The sequence below is a fragment of the Ruegeria sp. AK11 genome (genome assembly GCF_056541095.1).
Genome location: NZ_JBQFXU010000004.1, coordinates 190,904 through 211,179 on the forward strand (window position 1 = coordinate 190,904; position 20,276 = coordinate 211,179).

Annotated in this window: 22 protein-coding genes; 11 read left to right on the forward strand and 11 right to left on the reverse strand. The window is 58.8% G+C overall.

Going from position 1 to position 20,276, the window contains the following annotated elements:
- Positions 1 to 5: 5 nt before the first annotated feature.
- From ACR0D9_RS12665 to ACR0D9_RS12675, 3 genes are read right to left on the reverse strand one after another with little or no spacing between them, the layout of a single operon-like run.
- A complete protein-coding gene (locus ACR0D9_RS12665; protein ID WP_267364542.1) occupies positions 6 to 458 on the reverse strand; it encodes a DUF6173 family protein in 453 nt (150 codons plus the stop codon).
- A gap of 4 nt (positions 459 to 462) precedes the next feature.
- Complete coding sequence (locus ACR0D9_RS12670; protein ID WP_480486601.1) at positions 463 to 1,509, reverse strand: MBL fold metallo-hydrolase; 1,047 nt, start codon at positions 1,507 to 1,509, stop codon at positions 463 to 465.
- The gene (locus ACR0D9_RS12675) at positions 1,509 to 3,212 is read right to left on the reverse strand and encodes an acyl-CoA dehydrogenase (protein ID WP_480486599.1); all 1,704 of its coding nucleotides are present in this window, start codon (positions 3,210 to 3,212) and stop codon (positions 1,509 to 1,511) included. Before ACR0D9_RS12675 ends, ACR0D9_RS12670 begins: the two co-directional genes overlap by 1 nt.
- A gap of 138 nt (positions 3,213 to 3,350) precedes the next feature.
- Here ACR0D9_RS12675 and ACR0D9_RS12680 point away from each other — a divergent pair, with 138 nt between their 5' ends.
- The gene (locus ACR0D9_RS12680; RefSeq protein ID WP_480483071.1) at positions 3,351 to 4,301 is read left to right on the forward strand and encodes an L-threonylcarbamoyladenylate synthase; all 951 of its coding nucleotides are present in this window, start codon (positions 3,351 to 3,353) and stop codon (positions 4,299 to 4,301) included.
- Here the strand turns inward: ACR0D9_RS12680 and ACR0D9_RS12685 are convergent, their stop codons facing one another.
- A complete protein-coding gene (locus ACR0D9_RS12685; RefSeq protein ID WP_480483069.1) occupies positions 4,302 to 4,856 on the reverse strand; it encodes a YqgE/AlgH family protein in 555 nt (184 codons plus the stop codon). It lies immediately after the preceding gene.
- Between the two features lie 157 nt (positions 4,857 to 5,013).
- Here ACR0D9_RS12685 and ACR0D9_RS12690 point away from each other — a divergent pair, with 157 nt between their 5' ends.
- A complete protein-coding gene (locus tag ACR0D9_RS12690) occupies positions 5,014 to 5,814 on the forward strand; it encodes a protein-disulfide reductase DsbD domain-containing protein (RefSeq protein WP_480483067.1) in 801 nt (266 codons plus the stop codon).
- 4 nt (positions 5,815 to 5,818) lie between these two features.
- Positions 5,819 to 6,238, forward strand: a complete 420-nt coding sequence (locus tag ACR0D9_RS12695) for an NUDIX hydrolase (RefSeq protein ID WP_480486596.1) — start codon at positions 5,819 to 5,821, stop codon at positions 6,236 to 6,238.
- Here ACR0D9_RS12695 and ACR0D9_RS12700 read toward each other — a convergent pair.
- The 6 genes from ACR0D9_RS12700 to ACR0D9_RS12725 form a co-directional block, all read right to left on the reverse strand.
- The gene (locus tag ACR0D9_RS12700; RefSeq protein WP_480539019.1) at positions 6,235 to 9,636 is read right to left on the reverse strand and encodes an efflux RND transporter permease subunit; all 3,402 of its coding nucleotides are present in this window, start codon (positions 9,634 to 9,636) and stop codon (positions 6,235 to 6,237) included. The genes ACR0D9_RS12695 and ACR0D9_RS12700 overlap by 4 nt on opposite strands.
- 5 nt (positions 9,637 to 9,641) lie before the next feature.
- Positions 9,642 to 11,090, reverse strand: a complete 1,449-nt coding sequence (locus ACR0D9_RS12705) for an efflux RND transporter periplasmic adaptor subunit (RefSeq protein ID WP_480539074.1) — start codon at positions 11,088 to 11,090, stop codon at positions 9,642 to 9,644.
- Between the two features lie 106 nt (positions 11,091 to 11,196).
- Positions 11,197 to 11,739 carry a molybdenum cofactor biosynthesis protein B gene (moaB, locus tag ACR0D9_RS12710; protein ID WP_480539021.1) on the reverse strand — a complete coding sequence of 181 codons (543 nt, stop codon included), beginning with the start codon at positions 11,737 to 11,739 and terminating at the stop codon, positions 11,197 to 11,199.
- Positions 11,740 to 11,745: 6 nt separating this feature from the next.
- Positions 11,746 to 12,366 carry a LysE family translocator gene (locus tag ACR0D9_RS12715; protein ID WP_480483059.1) on the reverse strand — a complete coding sequence of 207 codons (621 nt, stop codon included), beginning with the start codon at positions 12,364 to 12,366 and terminating at the stop codon, positions 11,746 to 11,748.
- Complete coding sequence (locus tag ACR0D9_RS12720) at positions 12,363 to 12,962, reverse strand: metallophosphoesterase family protein (protein ID WP_480483057.1); 600 nt, start codon at positions 12,960 to 12,962, stop codon at positions 12,363 to 12,365. The genes ACR0D9_RS12715 and ACR0D9_RS12720 overlap by 4 nt, the downstream gene beginning before the upstream one ends.
- Positions 12,959 to 13,726, reverse strand: coding sequence for a uracil-DNA glycosylase (locus ACR0D9_RS12725; RefSeq protein WP_480539023.1), 768 nt, complete (start codon positions 13,724 to 13,726; stop codon positions 12,959 to 12,961). The genes ACR0D9_RS12720 and ACR0D9_RS12725 overlap by 4 nt, the downstream gene beginning before the upstream one ends.
- 83 nt (positions 13,727 to 13,809) lie before the next feature.
- Here ACR0D9_RS12725 and ACR0D9_RS12730 point away from each other — a divergent pair, with 83 nt between their 5' ends.
- The 8 genes from ACR0D9_RS12730 to ACR0D9_RS12765 all read left to right on the forward strand — a co-directional run bounded on the left by ACR0D9_RS12730 (position 13,810) and on the right by ACR0D9_RS12765 (position 19,122).
- Positions 13,810 to 14,424, forward strand: a complete 615-nt coding sequence (locus tag ACR0D9_RS12730) for a scavenger receptor class F, member 2 (RefSeq protein ID WP_480486586.1) — start codon at positions 13,810 to 13,812, stop codon at positions 14,422 to 14,424.
- 59 nt (positions 14,425 to 14,483) lie between these two features.
- The gene (locus ACR0D9_RS12735; protein WP_209598687.1) at positions 14,484 to 15,419 is read left to right on the forward strand and encodes an aspartate carbamoyltransferase catalytic subunit; all 936 of its coding nucleotides are present in this window, start codon (positions 14,484 to 14,486) and stop codon (positions 15,417 to 15,419) included.
- Entirely contained in the window at positions 15,416 to 15,934 is a 519-nt protein-coding gene (locus ACR0D9_RS12740) for a hypothetical protein (RefSeq protein WP_480539025.1), read from the forward strand. Before ACR0D9_RS12735 ends, ACR0D9_RS12740 begins: the two co-directional genes overlap by 4 nt.
- Entirely contained in the window at positions 15,919 to 16,305 is a 387-nt protein-coding gene (locus ACR0D9_RS12745) for a hypothetical protein (protein WP_480539027.1), read from the forward strand. Before ACR0D9_RS12740 ends, ACR0D9_RS12745 begins: the two co-directional genes overlap by 16 nt.
- Positions 16,302 to 17,582 carry a dihydroorotase gene (gene pyrC, locus ACR0D9_RS12750; protein ID WP_480486581.1) on the forward strand — a complete coding sequence of 427 codons (1,281 nt, stop codon included), beginning with the start codon at positions 16,302 to 16,304 and terminating at the stop codon, positions 17,580 to 17,582. Before ACR0D9_RS12745 ends, pyrC begins: the two co-directional genes overlap by 4 nt.
- Positions 17,582 to 18,187 carry a glycerol-3-phosphate 1-O-acyltransferase PlsY gene (gene plsY, locus ACR0D9_RS12755; RefSeq protein WP_480539029.1) on the forward strand — a complete coding sequence of 202 codons (606 nt, stop codon included), beginning with the start codon at positions 17,582 to 17,584 and terminating at the stop codon, positions 18,185 to 18,187. Before pyrC ends, plsY begins: the two co-directional genes overlap by 1 nt.
- Positions 18,184 to 18,453 (forward strand): hypothetical protein, encoded by a 270-nt coding sequence (locus ACR0D9_RS12760; protein WP_480539030.1) that lies wholly within the window; start codon positions 18,184 to 18,186, stop codon positions 18,451 to 18,453. The genes plsY and ACR0D9_RS12760 overlap by 4 nt, the downstream gene beginning before the upstream one ends.
- A 192-nt stretch (positions 18,454 to 18,645) precedes the next feature.
- On the forward strand, positions 18,646 to 19,122 hold the full coding sequence (locus tag ACR0D9_RS12765) for a YHS domain-containing (seleno)protein (protein ID WP_480486578.1): 477 nt from the start codon (positions 18,646 to 18,648) through the stop codon (positions 19,120 to 19,122).
- Between the two features lie 128 nt (positions 19,123 to 19,250).
- On the opposite strand, the gene ACR0D9_RS12770 is transcribed toward ACR0D9_RS12765, so the two are convergent.
- Complete coding sequence (locus tag ACR0D9_RS12770) at positions 19,251 to 20,234, reverse strand: quinone oxidoreductase family protein (RefSeq protein ID WP_209506634.1); 984 nt, start codon at positions 20,232 to 20,234, stop codon at positions 19,251 to 19,253.
- Positions 20,235 to 20,276 lie beyond the last annotated feature (42 nt).

Here is a 20,276-nt window from a genome sequence, read left to right on the forward strand (position 1 = left end):
GCAAGTCAGCTGTCTTTCAGGTCTGCAGCTAGGCGGAACCCGATGCGGTTGGCTGGCTTGTCTTCAACCGATTTGGGAAGCGCACGCAACATCACGTTCAACTGGCTGACATGTTGCACCAGTTGCGTGCGGGCTCCGGTCCCGTCGGACCCGTAAAAGGTTATCATGTCGGGGTCGAAATAACCCATCCCCTCGATCCGCATTACACCTGCATCGCCACCGGTGAACCCCATCGCGACCTCATGATCGCCGTCCAGCGTCTGTTCGAAATTCTGGATGTACAGGATTAACCGCTCGTATGCCCATTGTGCGGGGCTCTTGCTAGCCACCGGTTTTTTCAACGTCTCGGGCAGTTTTTTGCTTCCGGATTCGGCTTTGGGATCGGCGTGCACCTCGTAACACTTTGGCAAAGCTGCGGCTTCTGCGGCCTCGGCCGAGGTTTCGATCTGGTCCTGCATTCGTCTACCCTTTGCGTTGATACAACCATGCCCCATCCGCGCGTTGCGTCCGGGTTACTGCACCAATGTGGTAGAGGTGATTTACATGTGCAACCGCCTCGACCAGCGCAAGGCCATACTCACCCTCGCGGATTGTACGTTTGAACAGCGGCATAAAGCAGTCAGCGGCAGATTTGGGCTGATCCAGATGATCCAGCAGCCGTTCCAGCGCGCCATGGTGGTTGTCAATCAGCTGCTTCATACGCAACGGCAGACCCGTGAAGGGCAGTTTGTGCCCACCCAAAACCAGATGATCGGGACGGGCGAGTACCTGAAGCCTCTCACAGGCCTCCATCCATCCTGACACTGGATCGGCCATGGGTTCGGTCGCATAGACACCCAGATTGGGACTGATCGAACTTAAGATCTGATCGCCGCTGAGTACCAGATTGTCATCGCGGCTCCAGAAGGTGGCGTGTTCCGGTGCATGGCCATTGCCCATATGAACGTCCCAGTCACGTCCGCCCATACGGATCACGTCACCCTGCTTGATCCCGGTAAAACCCAGCGGCATGGGATAGACCGTGTCGGCAAAATTAAAGGGCCGGTCCGCCATCCGTTTGTTCAAAACTTCGGATGCCATGCCCGCGCTGCGATAGAAACCCAGCGTTTCTTGCGGCCAGGTTTCCTGCACATCCAGCGTCAGCATCCGCGCAAACAGCCACGAGGTGCGGCTTGTCACCAGCTCGGCGCCGTGTTCCGTCTGAAACCATCCGGCATTGCCAACATGGTCGGGATGGTGGTGAGTCACCACCACCCGCCTGATCGGCTTGCCTGCAAGAGGTCCGGCCATCAATGCTTCCCAGATGCGCCGCGTCTTGTTCGAGGACAGCCCCGTATCGATCACCGTCCAGCTGTCGCCATCGTCCAGTGCGTAGATATTTACATGGTCCAGCGCCATAGGCAGGGGCAACCGCATCCAGAGAACACCTTGGGCAATCTCGGTGGCTTCGCCCTGCGCGGGCGGTTCAGACCACGGATATCTGATCCCCAATACGTGATCCCCGTCCATCAAACTGCAAACTCGTCCGTGCTCAGCGCGAAAAGGTCATCCGCCCCGTTCTGTGCCCGTGCCAAAAGGCCCGTATGTTCGGGCAACAGGGCGTTGATATAATACCGCGCCAGTTTCGCCCGCGGCCCCTCTGGGTCGGCAAGGGCTGCGGTCAGGTGATAATGCCCGCCCAGCACCCGGGCAAATGCCTGCAGATAAGCAACTGCGCCTGCAAAGCGGTTATTCATATCGTCCTGTGCCACCAGCCATTCTGTCGCCTCGCGCAGCGTTTCGGTGGCTTCCCAAACAGGGCCCGCCAGATCAGGCAGTGTTGCACGGGCGCGTTCAGCCTGGTCTTCAATCTCATCCAGCAAGTTCGAAGCAGCCTCGCCCCCGTCCATCATCTTCCGCGCAACAAGGTCCATCGCCTGAATGCCGTTGGTGCCCTCGTAGATCGCGGTGACACGCGCATCGCGATAGAACTGAGCTGCGCCGGTTTCCTCAATATATCCCATGCCACCATGCACCTGGACCCCTGTTTCAGCCACACGCATCCCGGTCTGAGTACCAAACGCCTTGCTGATCGGCGTCAACAGCGCGGCCCGCGCAGCCCAATCGGCGTCACCAGTGGCCTCTGCCATATCGATCGCAACCGCATTGGCCAACAGGATCGCGCGCGCGGCATAAACATCAGCACGCATATCCAAAAGCATACGGCGCACATCCGCATGATCGATGATCGTCCCGGACGGCGTTTTGCCTTGTTTCCGTTCCAGCGCATAAGCCACCGCGTGCTGATATGCACCTTCGGCCACGCCCACGCCCTGTCCGCCCACGCCCAGGCGCGCATTGTTCATCATGGTAAACATGGCCGCCATACCGCCATGTTCGGCACCCACCAGCCAGCCTTTGGCTTTGTCATATTGCATCACGCAGGTGGGCGACCCGTGCAAGCCCATCTTGTGTTCCAGCGAAACCACTTTCAGATCATTGGCCACGCCAGGATCACCATTTTCATCAGGCAGGAATTTGGGGACAAGGAATAACGAGATCCCTTTGGTGCCGGGCACCCCATCGGGAAGGCGGGCCAGTACCAGATGGCAGACATTCTCGGTGAAATCGGTATCGCCCCACGAGATGAAGATCTTTTGACCGGTGATCGAATATGTCCCGTCACCGTTCGGCTCAGCCTTCGCAGACAGCGCGCCAACATCCGATCCAGCCTGAGCTTCGGTCAGGTTCATGGTGCCCGACCATTCCCCCGTCATCATCTTAGGCAGATACAGCGCTTTCAATTCGTCGCTGGCGTGATGCTCCAACGCCTCGATCTGGCCCTGAGACATAAGCGGCGCAAGTTGCAGCGACAGGCAGGCGGCACTCATCATCTCGTTGACCGCCGTGGTGATGGTCATAGGCAGCCCCATCCCCCCGTATTCAGGATTACCACTGATCCCGATCCAGCCACCTTCGGCAATTGCCTTCCAGCCGTCTGCATATCCCGGAGAAGTTCGCAGCACGCCATTTTCAAGCCGTGCAGGTTCCAGATCACCGGGGCGCTGCAGAGGGGCCATCACCTCTTCGCACATCTTTCCAGCTTCGGTCAGGATCGCATTGACCACATCCCCGCTGGCATCAGCAAATTTATCCGTCGCAGCGACCTGGTCGAACCCGACCACTTGGTCCAGCAGGAACTGGTAATCTGAAATTGGGGTGCGGTAGGGCATGATCACTCTCGAAGGCTAACAATTCAGAACATATCGGCAGGCTTGGAATTGTGGGCAAGCGCCGGTAAGCGTATGAGCTTGGATCAATTACCTACTGTCCCTTATGTTTCAAGCAACCAAAACGCGGCGTCACCAGTTATGATCTCAACCGGCACTCAGGAATTGACGGCGGATCCCGGCGGTATCGCGCGGGCTGCAGATATGTTGCGACAGGGCCTTCTGGTCGCTTTCCCGACCGAGACGGTCTATGGCCTGGGCGGCGATGCCCGCAACGGGCAGGCGGTGGCATCGATCTACGAGGCCAAGGGGCGGCCCAGCTTCAATCCGCTGATCGCACATGTCGCTTCGGTCGCCGCGGCGCAACGGTATGTGCAATGGTCAGATCAGGCCGAGCATCTGGCGCAGGCCTTTTGGCCCGGTCCGCTTACCTTGGTTTTGCCCTTGCGCGAAGGGCACGGGATTTCATCGCTGGTGACGGCAGGTTTGGATACGTTGGCCGTGCGCGTTCCGGCACATCCGACAGCGCGCGCGCTGCTGGCCGAATTTGATGGCCCGGTTGCAGCGCCTTCGGCAAACCCGTCGGGTCAGATCAGTCCGACCACGGCAAATCATGTCTGGTCGGGTCTTGGCGGCAAGATTGCGGCTGTTCTGGATGACGGGCCGTGCGATGTCGGGCTTGAGTCCACCATCATCGGCCTGGCTGGGGAACCTGCACTTTTGCGTCCAGGTGGCATCGCGCTGGAGCAGGTCGAAGAGACGCTGAAAACGCGACTGCATTTGCATCAATCCGGTGATCTTCTGACCGCCCCCGGCCAGTTGCAATCACACTATGCGCCGGACGCTCCGGTCCGTTTGAATGCCAAAACCCGTCAGGGTGACGAGGTGTTTCTGGGATTTGGGCAGGTAGAGTGCGACCTGAACTTGTCCGCCACTGGCAACTTGACCGAAGCGGCGGCAAATCTGTTTGCGTTTCTGCATCAGCTGAACGAAACCGGGCGACCGATTGCCGTTTCTCCGATCCCTGACACGGGTTTGGGGGCGGCAATCAATGACCGGCTGCGGCGCGCGGCGGCACCCCGTGACAGCTGATCACGCTCGCCCCGCGCTGGCAGAAAGGGTCAGCGGGTCCACGCCCAAAGAAGCCAACGCTGCCTCCCATTTCGCATCATCGGGCACATCGAAAACAAGTTTCGACGTTGCTTCGGTGGTTAGCCAGCCGTTCATGGCAATTTCATCCTCAAGCTGACCGGGCCCCCAGCCGGAATAACCCAGCGCCAGCATCGAGTTCAGCGGCCCAGTGCCTGACGCCAAATCCTCGAGCACATCAAGTGTCGCCGTCATGCTGAAATCCTCGGAAATCTGCATTGAATGCAGGTTGGCCTCGTAATCGGCGCTGTGAAGGACAAAGCCGCGTGACATCTCGACCGGCCCACCGAAATGCACAAGGCGTTCGCCGACAATCGGAACACGGCAGGCGATGTTCAGTTGACCCAGCAAAGTCTTGATCCGCAGGTCCGAGGGCTTGTTCACAATCAAACCCATGGCACCGTCGTCACCATGACTGCACACATACACCACCGAATGGTCGAATCGCGGATCTCCCATACCGGGCATCGCAATCAACAGTTTTCCGGTCAGGTCCATGGGCCGCCATCTCTTTCTCAGAACACCTCAACAATGGCCCCGCAGCATGTCTATTGGCAAGAGAACAACAGGTATTTTAGCGGATTTCATCCCAGTGAACAGAACGTGACTTGGAATCCGGGTCAACGCCGCGCATTTAAGAGGGATGAAGATGTCGATGAAACACACTGCTGTCGCCGCACTCGTTTGCCTGCATCTATCCGCCCCGGTTGCCGCTCAGGGTCTGGACGGCGTGGTTCAGCTGGATGTTCTGGATGGCGGACGGACTGCAAACGGCACTTATCTTACCGCCTTGAAGCTGACGCTTGAGGATGGTTGGAAAACCTACTGGCGCGCGCCTGGAGATGCTGGCATCCCGCCGGAAATCAACTGGAAACGCTCAAGCAATGTCGGGCGTGTTGAAATCACATGGCCTGCCCCCGATGTCTTCGATCAGAACGGGTTGCAGTCGATCGGTTACAAGAACCAACTGGTCCTTCCGATTGAGATTACGCCGCGCAACCCTGCCAAGCCGGTCCGATTGCAGGGCGAAATGGATCTGGGCGTTTGCAAAGACGTTTGTATTCCGGAACGTCTGGGCTTTGACCACACACTCGACGCCAATGCCGGGCGCCATCCCGCGATTGCCGCCGCACTGGCGCAACGCCCTTATTCCGCGCAAGAAGCTCGCGTGTCCAGTGCCACCTGTCGTCTGACGCCGACTAAAGATGGTATGCGTATCGAAGCACGAGTGACCATGCCATCGGCAGGTGGTCATGAAGTGGCTGTGATCGAACCCGGCAATCCCTCCCTCTGGGCGTCGCAGCCGGTTGCGCAACGGCAAGGTGATACGTTGGTGGCCGAGGCCGAGATTATCAATGCATCGGGCACACCCTTTGCACTGGATCGGTCTGAAATCCGGATTACAGTTCTGGGCGCCAATCACGCAGTTGATATTCAGGGCTGCAGCGCAGGCTGAATTCATGACCCAATCACCAAAAATCGGTGCCCTGGCCGTTGTTCTGCATCAGGATCAGGTTCTTCTGGTTCAGCGCAGCAAGCAGCCCGACGCCGGGCTGTGGGGGTTTCCCGGTGGCCATGTCGAATGGGGTGAAACCGTATTGGAAGCGGCACAACGCGAATTGCTGGAAGAAACCTCGGTGATCGCGCAGTCGTCACATTATCTGAAAAATCTGGACCTTGTGCGCCGAACCCCAGATGGGCTGATCGTGTCCCATTACCTGCTGGTCGGGGTCGCCTGCCAGTATCGCTCGGGCACGCCAAAGGCCGGTGACGACGCATTGGATGCCCGGTGGTTTCCCGTCGATCAGATACGCCAGGGCAACCTGCCCATGAGCGCGCGGGTCATTGAGCTTATGGAATATGCCTTGCGTGCGGTTTAAGCATCTGCCGATTTCGTGAGGCGACCATAAAGCATGCCTGAGGCAGCAATGCTCAGAATCACAATCGGCACAGCTCCGGCAACAAACGCGCCCAGCCCCATTTTCAATGCGGCAATGCCATCATCACCGGGATAAAGACCTTGTAATATGGCAAGCGGTGCACCGTTGATGGCAGGCCAGATCATCGTCAAGGCAAACCAGACCCCAAGCATCGCGCCGGTTCCGGCCAACGCGCCACGAACAACCTTGTCAGGGGCCCGCGCCGCGCGGCGCATGGCTGTCATCGGACGTGCCACGTCATTGAGAACTCCCAGCAAGGCAGGCACAAGTACCAACACCAGCAACATTCCGAAACCAAGCCCGTAGACCAGTGTGATTACTGTCGGTTTCAGGAACTGCGCCTGTTGAGAGCCTTCATATAGTAAGGGCGCAAGGCCAAGAACCGTGGTCAGCGTGGTCAGCATGACAGGTCGCAACCTGTCCGCCGTGCCATCCAGAATAGACGGAATCAATCCGCGATCCTGCTGGTATGCGTCAATCGTGGTCACCAAAACGATCGAGTCGTTGATGATGATGCCTGTCATGCCCAGCAACCCGACCACCGTGAACATGCTAAGCGGCACCTCCCAGATGTAATGGCCCCAAATCGCCCCGACCAGGCCAAAGGGAATAATCGCCATAACCACAAGGGGCCGTGTCCAGCTGGCAAACACCCAGGCCAGTACAAGATAAATACCGGTCAGGCACAGGATCAGACCATTGCGGGCCTCGGACAGGAATTCGTTTTCCTGTTCGCTCAGACCCGACATGCGCCACTCAACCTGCCTTTCGGCTGCGATATTGGGCAGGATCTCGTCCTGCATCACGCGTTCAATTTCGGCGGCCCGTGCCGGATCGTCTTCCGAGATGTCACCTGTTACTGAAACCACCCTCAGGCCGTTTTCACGCCGAACCGTCGAAAACCCGGACTTGCGTTCGACCGAAACGATATCAGCCAAAGGTACATAGACTCCGTCAGGAGAACGCATCAGAGTTCGTTCCAGAAAATCTGCTGTCAGTTCACCTTCGGGCAGTTCGACACGGATCTCGGCACTGCGCGGCCCGTCGGGGAAGGTTGCGGCCTCAATCCCGTTCAAACGGTTGCGCAAAGCCCGCCCCAGCGTTTCGATCCGAAAGCCCAGCGCCTGACCTTGTGCCGTCAGATCAAGAAGAAACTCTTCCTTGTCATATGCCAAAGTGTCCTCAAGCGCCGAGACTTCAGGAAACTTCGACAGCGCGGTTTGCAAATCTTCAGATGCGGCTTTCAGGACATTTACGTCCGAGCCATAGAACTGCACGTCGATGGCGTCGCCACCGGGGCCAGATCGCCAACCACGGAAGCTGATCACTTCGACCTTGGGGTGGCGCGGTACGAAATCCTGTAGCTCGCCCACAAACTCAAAACTCGAATAGGGGCGCAGATCGGCGTCGATCAATTCAATCGAAATACCACCCAGCACACTGCCGTCCTTGCCATCAGCCGCAGCAAGCGCACGCCCGGCATTGCCACCAACTTCGGCCAGGACATAGTCAATTGGATTTCGGCCATGACGCTCTTCGTAGATCCGGCCCAGTTCGTTGGTTGCGTCCTGTAGAATGCGCATCATTTCAAGCGTATCTGACCGGGTCGACCCCTCGCGCATGATAAACCCGCCGCTGACTGAGCTGCGTTCAGGTGCGTTGAAGAACCGCCAGTTCACGTCGCCACGAATGAACAATGCGACCTGACTGGCCAGGATGGCGATCATCAGTGCGGCGACCACATAACGCGCCCAGATCACCCAGGCGATCAGCGGGCGGAACAAGTGATCCCGAACCCAACGAAAGCCACGATTGACGACACGGTTCGGCAGGTCGTACCAGTGTTCCTTGGCCGAATGCGCAATTGCGTGCGCCATGTGGTTGGGCAGGATCAGGAAGCATTCCACCAGCGATGCAACCAGAACGGCGATTACCGTGAAAGGGATATCGCGGATCAGTTCTCCGAAACGCCCTCCAACCAACGTCAGGCCGAAAAACGCAATCACCGTCGTTACCGTGGCGGCCAGAACCGGCATTGCCATTCGCCGGGCGGCACGCTCAGCGGCTTCCACAGGTGTCTCGCCCAATCGGCGTGCGCGATAATCGGCGTGCTCGCCCACGACAATGGCGTCATCTACGACGATCCCCAAGGTGATGATCAGACCGAACAGGGAAACCATGTTCAGCGACAGACCGCCCAGATACATTAGCGCGATCGCCGCCGACATCGCCACCGGGATACCCGCCGCGACCCAAAACGCAATGCGCGCATTCAGAAACAGGAACAACAGGATGACAACCAGCCCCAGCCCCATCAGCCCGTTATCCACGAGGATGTTCAGCCGGTCGGTAATCGCTTGCGCACGGGTACGGATCAGATCAATTCTCACACCTTCAGGCAGGCTGGCCTGCATCTCGCGGGCTACGTCCTCGACCGTGTGCTGAATACCTATCGCATCTCCGAGGTTCGACCGGTCCACTCTGATGGACATGGCGGGATTGTCGCCCACATAATAGCTGCGGTGCCGGGTGACGTCTTCGATCCGAAGTGTTGCTATGTCACCAACCTTCAGCTTCGACCCATCTTCGTTCACCCGCAGCGCGATGCCTTCGATCTGTTCGGGCGTGCGTTTCTCAGTCCCTGCCCGGATACGAGCCCCGGCGCCTTCCACATCACCCGCAGGATCCGTGGTGACTTCAGCCCCGATCGCCGCCGCGATTTCCGCCATTGAGATATCATTGGCAATCAATTGCGCTGTGGTGACTTCGACAACAAGGCGCGGTGCGGCAATACCTCGGATTGTCGTGCGGGTCACACCAGATGCGAATAAACGATTGATAAGCTCATCCGTCAGCTTCGCCAGTTGAGCAGTATCGGTCGGCCCCGTGATCACTACATCCGTCACCCGATCACGCCACGCCCCGCGTTGAATCTTGGGCTCCTCAGCGTCTTCCGGCAGATCTGTGACAGCGTCTACGGCGGTCCTAACATCCTCGACAGCGCGGGACACATCCCAGTTGGGTTCGAATTCCAGCCTGATCCGGGTCCATTCATGATGCGAGGAAGCCTCGGTGCTGATCACCCCTTCGACGGCCAGCAGCGCAGGTTCCAGCAACTGCACGATTCCGGCGTCCATGTCCTCGGGCCCGGCGCCTTCCCAGGTCACGGATACATCGACGCGTTCCAGAATGACGTCCGGAAAGAACTGCGCCCGCATGTTCGGGATTGCCGCCGCGCCAAGAACCAGCATGACAAGCAACAGCAGGTTGGCAACTGTCCGATGCCGCGTGAAGTAACTGAGAATGCCGCCCGCCGCGCCAGGTATCTCGCGCATCATGGCGTTTATCCCCCAGCCCTGGTTTCAATACTGCGCACCAAAGACGTCGGCACACGAGCTTCGCGCAGCCGGGTTAGAACCTGCGTCTTTTCCTTCGGAGGCATCGCACTGTTCGCCTCGACTTGCGCCACAAGTTCGGCGCGCTTCTCGTCCGTCAGCTCGACCATTCCGGGGTCTGCACCCGCCTCAAACCGCAGGGGCCGCACCCGCACGCCCGACCCAAGCAGGGGGGTTCGCCCGACGACGACCTCTCGCCCTTCCAAACCGTCGCCCCGCAGCAGAACCTCGTCCCCCTGGCGGCGGATGAGTTGAACCGGCAGGCTTTCCAAACGGTCATCAGGGCCAAGCACCAGAACTGTTCCGGATGCATCAAGGGCCGAGGACGGCAACCGGTAAACTCCGGCAAGCGGTTGTTCCTGAACTGAAACCGTAACGAAATCCCCGGGTTTAAACCCCGATGCCTCTTGCAGGCGGGCATAGATCAACCGCCCGGTCTGGCCTTCACCGGCAGACCCGCTGTCGCGACTAATCTGGCCAATTGCGGTCAGATCGGTCCCTGTCACTTCGAGCGATATGGTGACCGGCGCGTTGATCAGACGATCACCGCCATCCAGAAGCCGCACATATTGCGCAGTTGACACCCGAAATGCCACCTCAAGGTCGTTGGGATCAACCAGTTCCGCCAGCTTTTCATTTGCCGATACCAGCCGCCCTTCCACAAGCGTCACATCCGTTAAAGTACCGCCAAAGCCTGCCCGGATTGTCATGTCGCCCAGATCACGTTCCGCAGCTTCCAGTGCTATCATGGCGCGGGCCAACAGGGTTGATGCCTGATCCACACGGGATTCAGCCTGTGCCAGCGCAATACGCCGCGCCAGTACGGCCTGTTGCGCCGCTGCGGCAGCCAGTTCGGCCTCTTCCACGCTAGCGGCGGCCCCCACGCCCCGAGATTCCAGATCGCGTTGACGTTGCAACGCCCTTTCCCGCAGTTCCGCCTGAGCCTCAGCCGATTTCAGCTCGTCCTGCGCCAGCAGCAACGAGCGTTCTGCATCGCGCTCTTCAAACTGAGCGTCCAAGAGGTCGGACTTGGCCCGATCCAGTGCGGATTGCGCATCTGCCGGGTCCAGTTCAACCAGCACTTCGCCAGCCTCAACAATTCCACCATCTTCAAAGTCTTCCGCCAGCGCGACAACGCGACCACCAAGCGCCGCGCGCAACTCCAGCCTGCGGCGGCTTTGAACCTCTCCGAAAGCTTCAAGATATGGGGTGACGGTTTCCGCCTCGGCAGGCCGAACCGAAACAGCAAAGATCCTTTCTCGAGCGGGAGGTGTCGCGTTATCGTGCGTCAAAGCCTCCTGAACGGCCCCAACGATCATCTGTGCAGCAACGAACAACAAAGCCAGCGCCAGAAACGCCAGAAAAATACCGACAAGACTATGCCGCAGAAATCGCATCAATCAGTTACCCCGGTTGCACCACGCTGCCGTCCACAACATGTAGCTGGATCAGGAAATATGCCAAGCCACAAGGCGGTTATACGGAATGGAACGTATGACCAGTCTACTTCCGTCGCAGATGTTCGTCCAATCTGGGCATTATTTCCACAAAATTGCACGGGCGATGGCGATAATCGAACTGTTTTTCCAAAATACCGTCCCACGCGTCCTTGCAGGCCCCCGGGCTGCCGGGCAAGGCGAACAGGTATGTCCCCCCCGCAACGCCCCCCGTCGCCCGCGACTGCACCGCCGAAGTTCCGATCTTCTCCATCGAGATGATCGTGAAGACAGTGCCAAAGGCTTCGATCTCTTTTTCATAGACATCGCGGTGCGCCTCGACGGTGACATCGCGCCCAGTCAGACCCGTGCCGCCGGTCGAAATCACGACGTCGATCTGTTCGTCCGCCACCCACGCGCGTAACTGCTCTGCGATCTGTTTGCGCTCGTCCCGAATTATTCTCCGATCCGCGACGACATGGCCAGCCTTTTCAATCCGGTCCACCAATGTCTGACCCGAGCGGTCCTCTTCCATCGATCTGGTATCCGAAACAGTCAGTACGGCGATCTTAACCGGGATGAACTCCATGGTTTCGTCAATGCGCGACATGTGGTGTCAGGCCCTTTCCAGAATGGCAAGCCGGACCGCAAGGGCCGCAAAAATGCCCCCTGTAATCCAGCCCAGAATACGTGAGGCGCGCGGATTCGAGACCAGATGGCGCCCCGCGCTTCCGGCGAAAACACCAACCAGCCCGTTCACGACGAACCCACCGATGCCGATGATTGTGCCGAAGATCAAAAACTGCATCAGGACCGACCCCTGCGACGGGTCCACAAATTGCGGGATAAAGGCCAGAACGAACAGAATAACCTTGGGGTTCGTCAGATTGACAAGCATCCCATCCCGAAAGGACAACCGGGCCGGTTTGACGGGGGTCTCGGCCGACACTGCGCCATTTCGAACAGCACCCCAGGCAAGATACAACAGGTATGCAACACCAACCCAGCGAATGACATCGAACAGCCATGGCAAGGCCGCAACCGCCGCGCCGAGGCCCAGCCCAGCCAGAAGGACCTGTATCATTCCACCCGCGGATATCCCGGCACTTGCGGCAATTGCGGCGCGCGGACCTGATCGCAGGCCCTGACCGAAACAGAACATCATATCCGCGCCCGGTGTCAGGTTCAGCGCCAGCGCGGCGGGAATGAAGGCAAGCAGCGTTACCAACTCAATCATACGGCGACCTCGAACCAGTTTACCTTGGGACCAAGGTTGGCGATCCGGGTGCGGCCGATCGAGCCGCGATATCCCCAGCTGTCGTGAATATGGCCGCAAAACGTGAAACGGGGCTGTATCCGCTCGATCGCGTCCCGAACAGCGATCGAGCCCACAGCCATGCCTTGCGAGGTCACATCCCCATGGCCCTTGGGCGGTGAGTGCGAAATCAAGATATCTGCTCCGCTGCAGCGCGCCAGCAGTTCGGCGGCCTCACCCTCGGTCAGATCACAGGACCAATCACCAAACGGTGTGGGTGGAACACCGTAGCCAAGCCCGAACAGGCGCAATCCATCCACCGTCATTCCCGTTCCATGCAGAACATGCACACCCTCGGGCACAGCTTTGCCCAGATCCTCTGCGCTTTCTGCATTCCCGGGTATCAGGACCAGCGGCGCTGAAACGCCCGAAAGCATTTGCATCGCCTCGTCCAGACCCTGCCGCATATTGCAATAATCCCCTGCGCCGATAACCAGGTCGGCATCAGCGCTGGCCGCCACCAGATCAGCAGCGCGGTTGCGCGCCATATGAAGATCGGAAAACGCCAAGATCTTCATGACTCACCTCGCAGCCGGGCTTGTAACTCCAGCAGATCAGCCCAGGCCTGTCGCTTCATTTGCGGCTGGCGCAGCAAATAAGCTGGATGAAACATTGGGATCACAGGCAGGTCCATCGCCTGATCCCATTGGCCGCGCAATCGGGTAATCCCGCGCTTGCCCAGAACGGCCTGACAGCTGATATTGCCCATCACCACCAGAACCTCGGGCCGGGCCAACGCCACGTGACGTTCCAGGAAGGGCTTCATCATCCCGATTTCTTCGGGCTTTGGGTCACGGTTCTGTGGGGGCCGCCATGGCAGCACGTTTGTGATATAGACGTTCTGCCTGCGATCCAGATCAATCGCGGCCAACATGCGATCCAGCAACTGGCCCGCGCGCCCGACAAAGGGCTTGCCCTCGCGGTCTTCGTCGCGGCCCGGCGCCTCACCGATGATCATCACCCGCGCACCGGGCGTTCCATCAGCAAAAACCAACTGCCGCGCCCCGCGCTTCAGCTCGCAGTGATCAAAAGCTTCCATCGCATCGCGCAGCTGATCCAGTGACCCCGCCCCCTTGGCCGCTGCTTGCGCAACCGTTACCGGGTCGGTCTGTCCGGGCTTTGACGGGATGGCTGCCGCAACCTCTGCCTTCTTGGGTTTTGGTGAAGTGTCCGGCACCGAATATCGATCAACCGGAGCGTCCCCGATTGCCTCGGTCACGCCCAGTTCGACCTGCCATTCCAGCAGGGCCCGCGCAGAATAATAGTCCAAGCCCGATTCCATATGGATAATTTACCCGCCTGAGGGCTGATGGAAAGCGAATTGGGCTTGATCGGTCGCTCTGTCGCGCCGACCATCAGAGAACGATGCTCAGAACCTTGCGAATCCTCCTGATCGGGCTTGGACTGGTGCTTACCGGCAATCCGGCATTGGCGACGTTCCACAACGCACAGGGCCAGTGCCGTGCGGGCCAGTTCAAATGCGGCACCACCTGTTGTTCCGGTGGTCAAAGATGCAGCTTTGATGGGCACTGCATACCGCTGGGCGGCACCTATTGCGGTGGCGGGCGCAGTTGCGGCCCGTTTGAACGCTGCGTAGCGGGAGGAGCGCGTTGTGCACCCGCAGGCGCGAACAAATGCACATCGCGTCTGGATTGCCCCGGTGACAGTTTTTGCAATGGGCGCGGCGAATGTGAACGGATCACACCAGATCCGGGTACAGCCCCTCCTACGATATGCGAGGATGGCCGAACTTGTGCGCGCGGCTCGTCCTGTCTGCCGGGTGGGGGGTGTTCCCGTCCGGGATGGTTCCTGTGCGAGGATACAGGCTCGCAGTGCCGTCCGGGATTCAAATGCTCGACCCATCAGGGTTGCGTGCCGATCAAAGCCATCGACTGCGGATACGGCAAATGGTGCAAACCGGGTGAACAATGCCTGCCAGAGGGTGGCTGTGAAAAACTGCCAGAGGGTTCTGATCCTTAGGTTGCTTTGCCCCGCGGGGCTTTCTATAAGCGGCCCGATTGTCAGACAGGAGCCCGCCCATGCGTTTCGCCCATCGTCACCTTCTTGGCATCGAGCATCTGTCGCAATCCGATATCACCGAAATTCTCGATCTGGCCGAAACCTATGTCGACATGAACCGCCAGTCGACCAAACATTCGGATGTGTTGTCGGGGCTCACCCAGATCAACATGTTCTTTGAAAACTCGACCCGAACGCAGGCAAGCTTCGAACTGGCTGGCAAGCGTCTGGGTGCAGATGTGATGAACATGGCGATGCAGGCCAGTTCGATCAAAAAGGGCGAGACGCTGATCGACACTGCGCTGACCCTGAACGCGATGCATCCCGACCTTTTGGTGGTGCGTCACCCGCATTCGGGCGCGGTCGACCTGCTGGCGCAAAAGGTCAACTGCGCTGTTCTGAACGCAGGCGACGGGCGGCATGAACATCCGACACAAGCTTTGCTGGACGCGCTGACGATCCGCCGCGCCAAAGGTCGCCTGCACCGTCTGAACATCGCCATTTGCGGCGATGTCGCGCACTCTCGTGTTGCTCGATCCAATTTGATCCTGCTGGGCAAGATGGAAAACCGCATTCGTCTGATCGGCCCGCCCACACTCGTGCCGTCGCAATTCGCCGAGTTTGGGGCCGAGGTATATGACGACATGAACGAAGGCCTCAAAGACGTCGATGTGGTCATGATGCTGCGCCTTCAGAAAGAACGAATGGATGGGGGCTTCATCCCGTCAGAACGCGAATACTACCACCGTTATGGCCTGAATGTGGAAAAGCTGGCGCTGGCCAAGCCCGATGCCATCGTCATGCACCCCGGCCCGATGAACCGGGGGGTTGAGATCGACGGAACCCTGGCTGATGACATCAATCGATCCGTCATACAGGAGCAGGTGGAGATGGGGGTCGCTGTCCGCATGGCCGCCATGGACCTTCTGGCCCGAAACCTGCGCGAGGTTGCATGAGCAATCTGACCGTCGCCCCTCATGAACGCGGCGTCCTGCGCCTGTTCGCGCTGGACATGCGCCCGGAAGAGGCGAAGTTCCTGCGCGAACCGGGGGCTGCCGAACAGGTGCTTGGCATCGACGGGCTGGACCCCGAGCACATCGACATCTTTCCGGTATCCGACCTCGAAGAACTTGGGCTTTACGGCTATCTGAACGAAGGGTGCGGCGTGTCCGAGGATCAGTTGGACCGTGCGGCGCTGGCGCAGATCGGCGGATGGGTCATGGTCTTGCGCAGCGCAGCGTTCAAAGACCAGGCCACGACACTTGAACCCGATCCCCGGCTTCACATGATTGGTCTTTTCACGGAAGAGGCGACCAATTGGACCGGCGGAACGATCGAGACCGAAAGCGCCAAGCCTTTCTCGGCCCCGCAAACCGCGCCGGTTGACAACAAACCGCTCCGCATAGGCTCGGCCGTTATGGCATTGGCAGTACTTTTGATCACCGGAGGGATTCTATGGCTGATCCTGTAGTCTTTGCCCCGGACAAGGGCGCGTATATCCGCACCAATGCATGGCTTGCGGCCGCTGCCATGGCCGGAGCAATGGCTGTCTTGTGGTTGACCGGCAATCCTTACGTCTGGACTGGAGCACCTGCCGGCCTCGCCGCAATTGGCATCCGCGCGTGGTATCTGGCGTCGGAAGAACTGGCTGCTAACTGGGAGATGACCGGCACTTTGTTGACCGGCCCCGGCGAGCGAAAAGTTGCACTGACTCAGATTGAAACAGTCAAAACCATGGGCAGTTTCGTCCAAGTCGTTACCAAGGGCGGCGACAAACACCTGATCAAGTATCAGGCCGATCCCGCCGCCACGAAGGCCGCCATCGAAAGGGCTGTTCCATGACTTCCGTTCTTTTCGCCAACGCCCGCCTGATCGACCCCGAAGCCGGAACAGAGTCAACTGGCTGGTTGCAGGTAAACAATGGCCGGATTACCGCCCGAGGCGAAGGAAGCGCGCCGAGTACTGAAGGGCATATCGTAGATTGCAACGGCAAGTGCCTCGCCCCTGGCATCATCGATATTGGCGTCAAGGTCTGTGAACCCGGTGAACGTCATAAGGAAAGCTATCGGTCAGCAGGACTTGCTGCTGCAGCTGGCGGTGTCACGACGATTGTCACCCGACCGGATACTCTGCCAGCAGTCGACACACCGGAAACGCTGGAATTCGCGACACGCCGGGCGCAGGCCGATGCGCCAGTCAATGTTCTGCCGATGGCTGCCCTGACCAAAGGGCGCGAAGGGCGTGAGATGACCGAGATCGGGTTTCTGATGGACGCGGGTGCAATCGCCTTCACCGATTGCGATCACGTCATCACTAATACCAAGGTGTTTTCCCGTGCCCTGACCTATGCGAAATCCTGTGGCGCGCTTGTGATAGCCCACCCGCAAGAGCCGGGGCTGAGCGCCGGGGCCGCAGCGACCAGTGGCAAGTTCGCGGCATTGCGCGGCCTGCCCACAGTGTCACCGATGGCAGAGCGGATGGGGCTGGACCGCGACATTGCCCTGCTGGAGATGACCGGCGCCGCCTATCACGCCGACCAAATCACCACTGCCCGGGCGCTGCCTGCGCTGGAGCGCGCCAAGCGCAATGGGCTGGACATAACCGCAGGGACGTCGATCCACCACTTGACGTTGAACGAGCTTGACGTGGCCGACTATCGCACCTTCTTCAAGGTCAAGCCGCCGCTGCGATCAGAAGACGACAGGCAAGCGGTTATTGAAGCCGTTCGCACCGGGCTGATCGATATCATCAGCTCGATGCACACTCCTCAGGACGAAGAAAGCAAACGCCTGCCGTTTGAAGAAGCGGCCTCGGGTGCGGTCGCGCTGGAAACGCTTCTGCCCGCGGCCTTGCGCCTGTATCACGCGGGCCAGCTGGATCTGCCGACACTGTTTCGGGCCATGGCCCTCAACCCGGCCAAACGGCTAGGCCTGGACAGCGGTCGCCTGTCGAAAGGCGCGCCAGCGGATCTGGTTCTGTTCGACCCGGATGTGCCTTTTGTGCTTGATCGGTTTGCACTAAAATCAAAATCTCAGAACACTCCATTTGACGGCCAGCGGATGCAAGGTAAGGTCATTTCGACCTATGTAGCAGGTAATGAAGTGTTCCGGAGACCCTGATGCCCCCAATCGACAACTCAACTAGCGAACTGCTCCAATGGGCGGTGGTTGGATATCTGATGGGCTCTATTCCCTTCGGCCTGTTGCTGGCCAAGTTCATGGGGTTGGGAAATCTGCGCGAGATCGGTTCCGGCAATATCGGAGCAACCAACGTTCTGCGTACCGGCAACAAGACTGCTGCGGCGCTGACCCTGCTGTTTGACGCAGGCAAGGGCGCGGTAGCCGTTCTGATTGCACGTGCCTATGCGGGTGAAGATGCGGCCCAAGTGGCTGCACTATTGGCGTTTTTGGGCCATTGCTTTCCGGTTTGGCTGAGCTTCAAGGGCGGCAAGGGCGTGGCGACCTTTCTGGGGCTTTGGCTGGCACTGGACTGGCGCGTCGGTGTTGCCTGCTGCCTCACTTGGCTGGTCGCGGCGGCAATCTGGCGAATATCTTCAGTTGGTGCACTGGCAGCTGCTGCGCTTTCCACAACCTGGGTGTTGTTGCTGACAAACGGGACTACATTTATCCTTGGGATAATTCTGACACTTCTTGTCTACTGGCGGCACAGCTCGAACGTTGCCCGGATCAAGGCCGGAACGGAACCCAGAATCGGAAAACCGTGACTGCGTCAGACGCGTTTCTGTCTGCCCTTTTTGCACTGCCGTTGGGCAGTTTCACCGGAACCTCCGGCGGTCGACGCTATGTTGTTGTGCGTCAACAAATAGCGCGTGGTAAATCCCACAAGCTGGTTGCGCACGAGCTAGGCGGAACCGACTATATCAGCCTGAACCTGTATCAGACCCAGGGCAGCGGCGCGTTGCTTCGACCCTGTGAAATGCCCGCAAACAAAGTCATCGCATTTGTCCTGAACCTAACGCCGGATACCTGAGGCGGCTCGGCAAAAAAGAACAGTGGCTCTATCACCTGCGCACAATCACAATTCATTGTTTTGAACGTGATCAGCCCGCTTCCCAAATCGCTATCGTGACGGTCAATTACGGGCCACACAGGACAACAATCTGGGCCTTACGGCGGCAATTATTGCGGTGCTGAACGGGCTCATTTCACGAAAGGTGAAGCAATGAACAAGTTTAAATCTCTGATCAGTGGCGTGGCACTGTCTGTCACGTTGGCAACCTCCGCACTGGCGGCTGGCGTCGAAATCAACGCAAGCTCGACTGGTCTGGCCATGCAGGGCTATGATCCGGTGGCGTACTTCACCGCTGGCGAAGCGACCAAGGGCGATTACCGCATTACTGCATTGCACGATGATGCACTGTACCGGTTTTCGTCGGAAGAAAACAAAGTAGCCTTTGAAGCCAATCCTGATGCATATCTGCCCGCATATGGCGGCTATTGTGCCTTCGGCGCGGCCATGGGCTTTAAATTCGACGGCGACCCGAACCACTGGAAGATCGTTGACAACAAGCTGTATCTGAACCTGTCCAAAGACATTCAGGAGCGCTGGGAAGGCGACATCCCGGGTTTCATCGAAAGCGCGAGCGCAAACTGGGAAACGATTGCTGAAAAATCCCCGGCAGAGCTGCAATCGCAGTAAAACCTGATTTTTTTCAGGCACAGCGGCGGCGGTTTTTCCGCCGCCGTATGTCATTGAAGACCTCTTGTCCTTCCCATCCGGCGCATCAAGTATCCCAATTCTAAGGGCAATGGCGTTTCGGTACTGCGTTACAGGTCCAGAATTGTGCTGCCGGTCGTTTGCCGCGCCTCAAGCGCGCGATGCGCATCAGCAACCTGATCCAAGGCAAAGCGCTGATCGACATGGATTTTGACCTCACCCCCCTCGACTTTGCCAAACAGGCGACGCGACATTGCCTGACACACCGCATGGTCCGCGATATGTGTAAACAACGTGGGCCGGGTGATCTTGAGCGAACCTTTCTGGCCCAGAACTCCAAGGTTGAACGGTGGAACCGGGCCCGAGGCGTTGCCGAAGGAAATCATCATGCCCAGCGGTTTCAGGCAATCCAGTGATCCTTCGAATGTGTCCGCCCCGACCGAGTCCATCACCACGTCTACACCCTGACCCTTTGTAATCTCAGCCACGCGTTCTGCGAAATTCTCGGACCGGTAATTGATGCAATGCGCGGCCCCGTTAAACCGGGCAAGGCTGCATTTCTCGTCACTCCCCGCCGTTCCGATCAACGTGATGCCTTCGGATTTAGCCCATTGACATGCGATCAGCCCGACCCCGCCAGCTGCCGCATGGAACAGAACCGTATCGCCCCGCTTCAATGGTGTGGTCCGGTGAAACAGGTATTCAACTGTCAGACCTTTCAGCATCATCGCTGCGCCGGCTTCGAATGTGATGCCATCCGGTAGCGGGCAAACCTGCGCTGCGGGCATCACACGCGCCTCGCAATATGCACCGGGCGGGGCTGCGGCGTAAGCGGCCCGCTGCCCCGGCTGAAGATGCGTTACCCCTTCCCCAACCGCTTCAACGGTACCCGCCGCTTCCATGCCTAAAGCATGTGGAAGATCAAGGGGATACAGGCCGGTGCGTTGATATACGTCGATGAAGTTCAACCCGCAGGCCTGATGCCGAATACGTATCTCACCCGGACCGGGGTCGCCCACTGGCCTGTCTTCGATCCGCAGAACCTCAGGCCCACCAAATTCATGAATCACAACCGTTTTCGCTGTTTGCTGCATCCTGATCTCCTCTTGCCTGCCATCAAGCTAACATGACTGTGA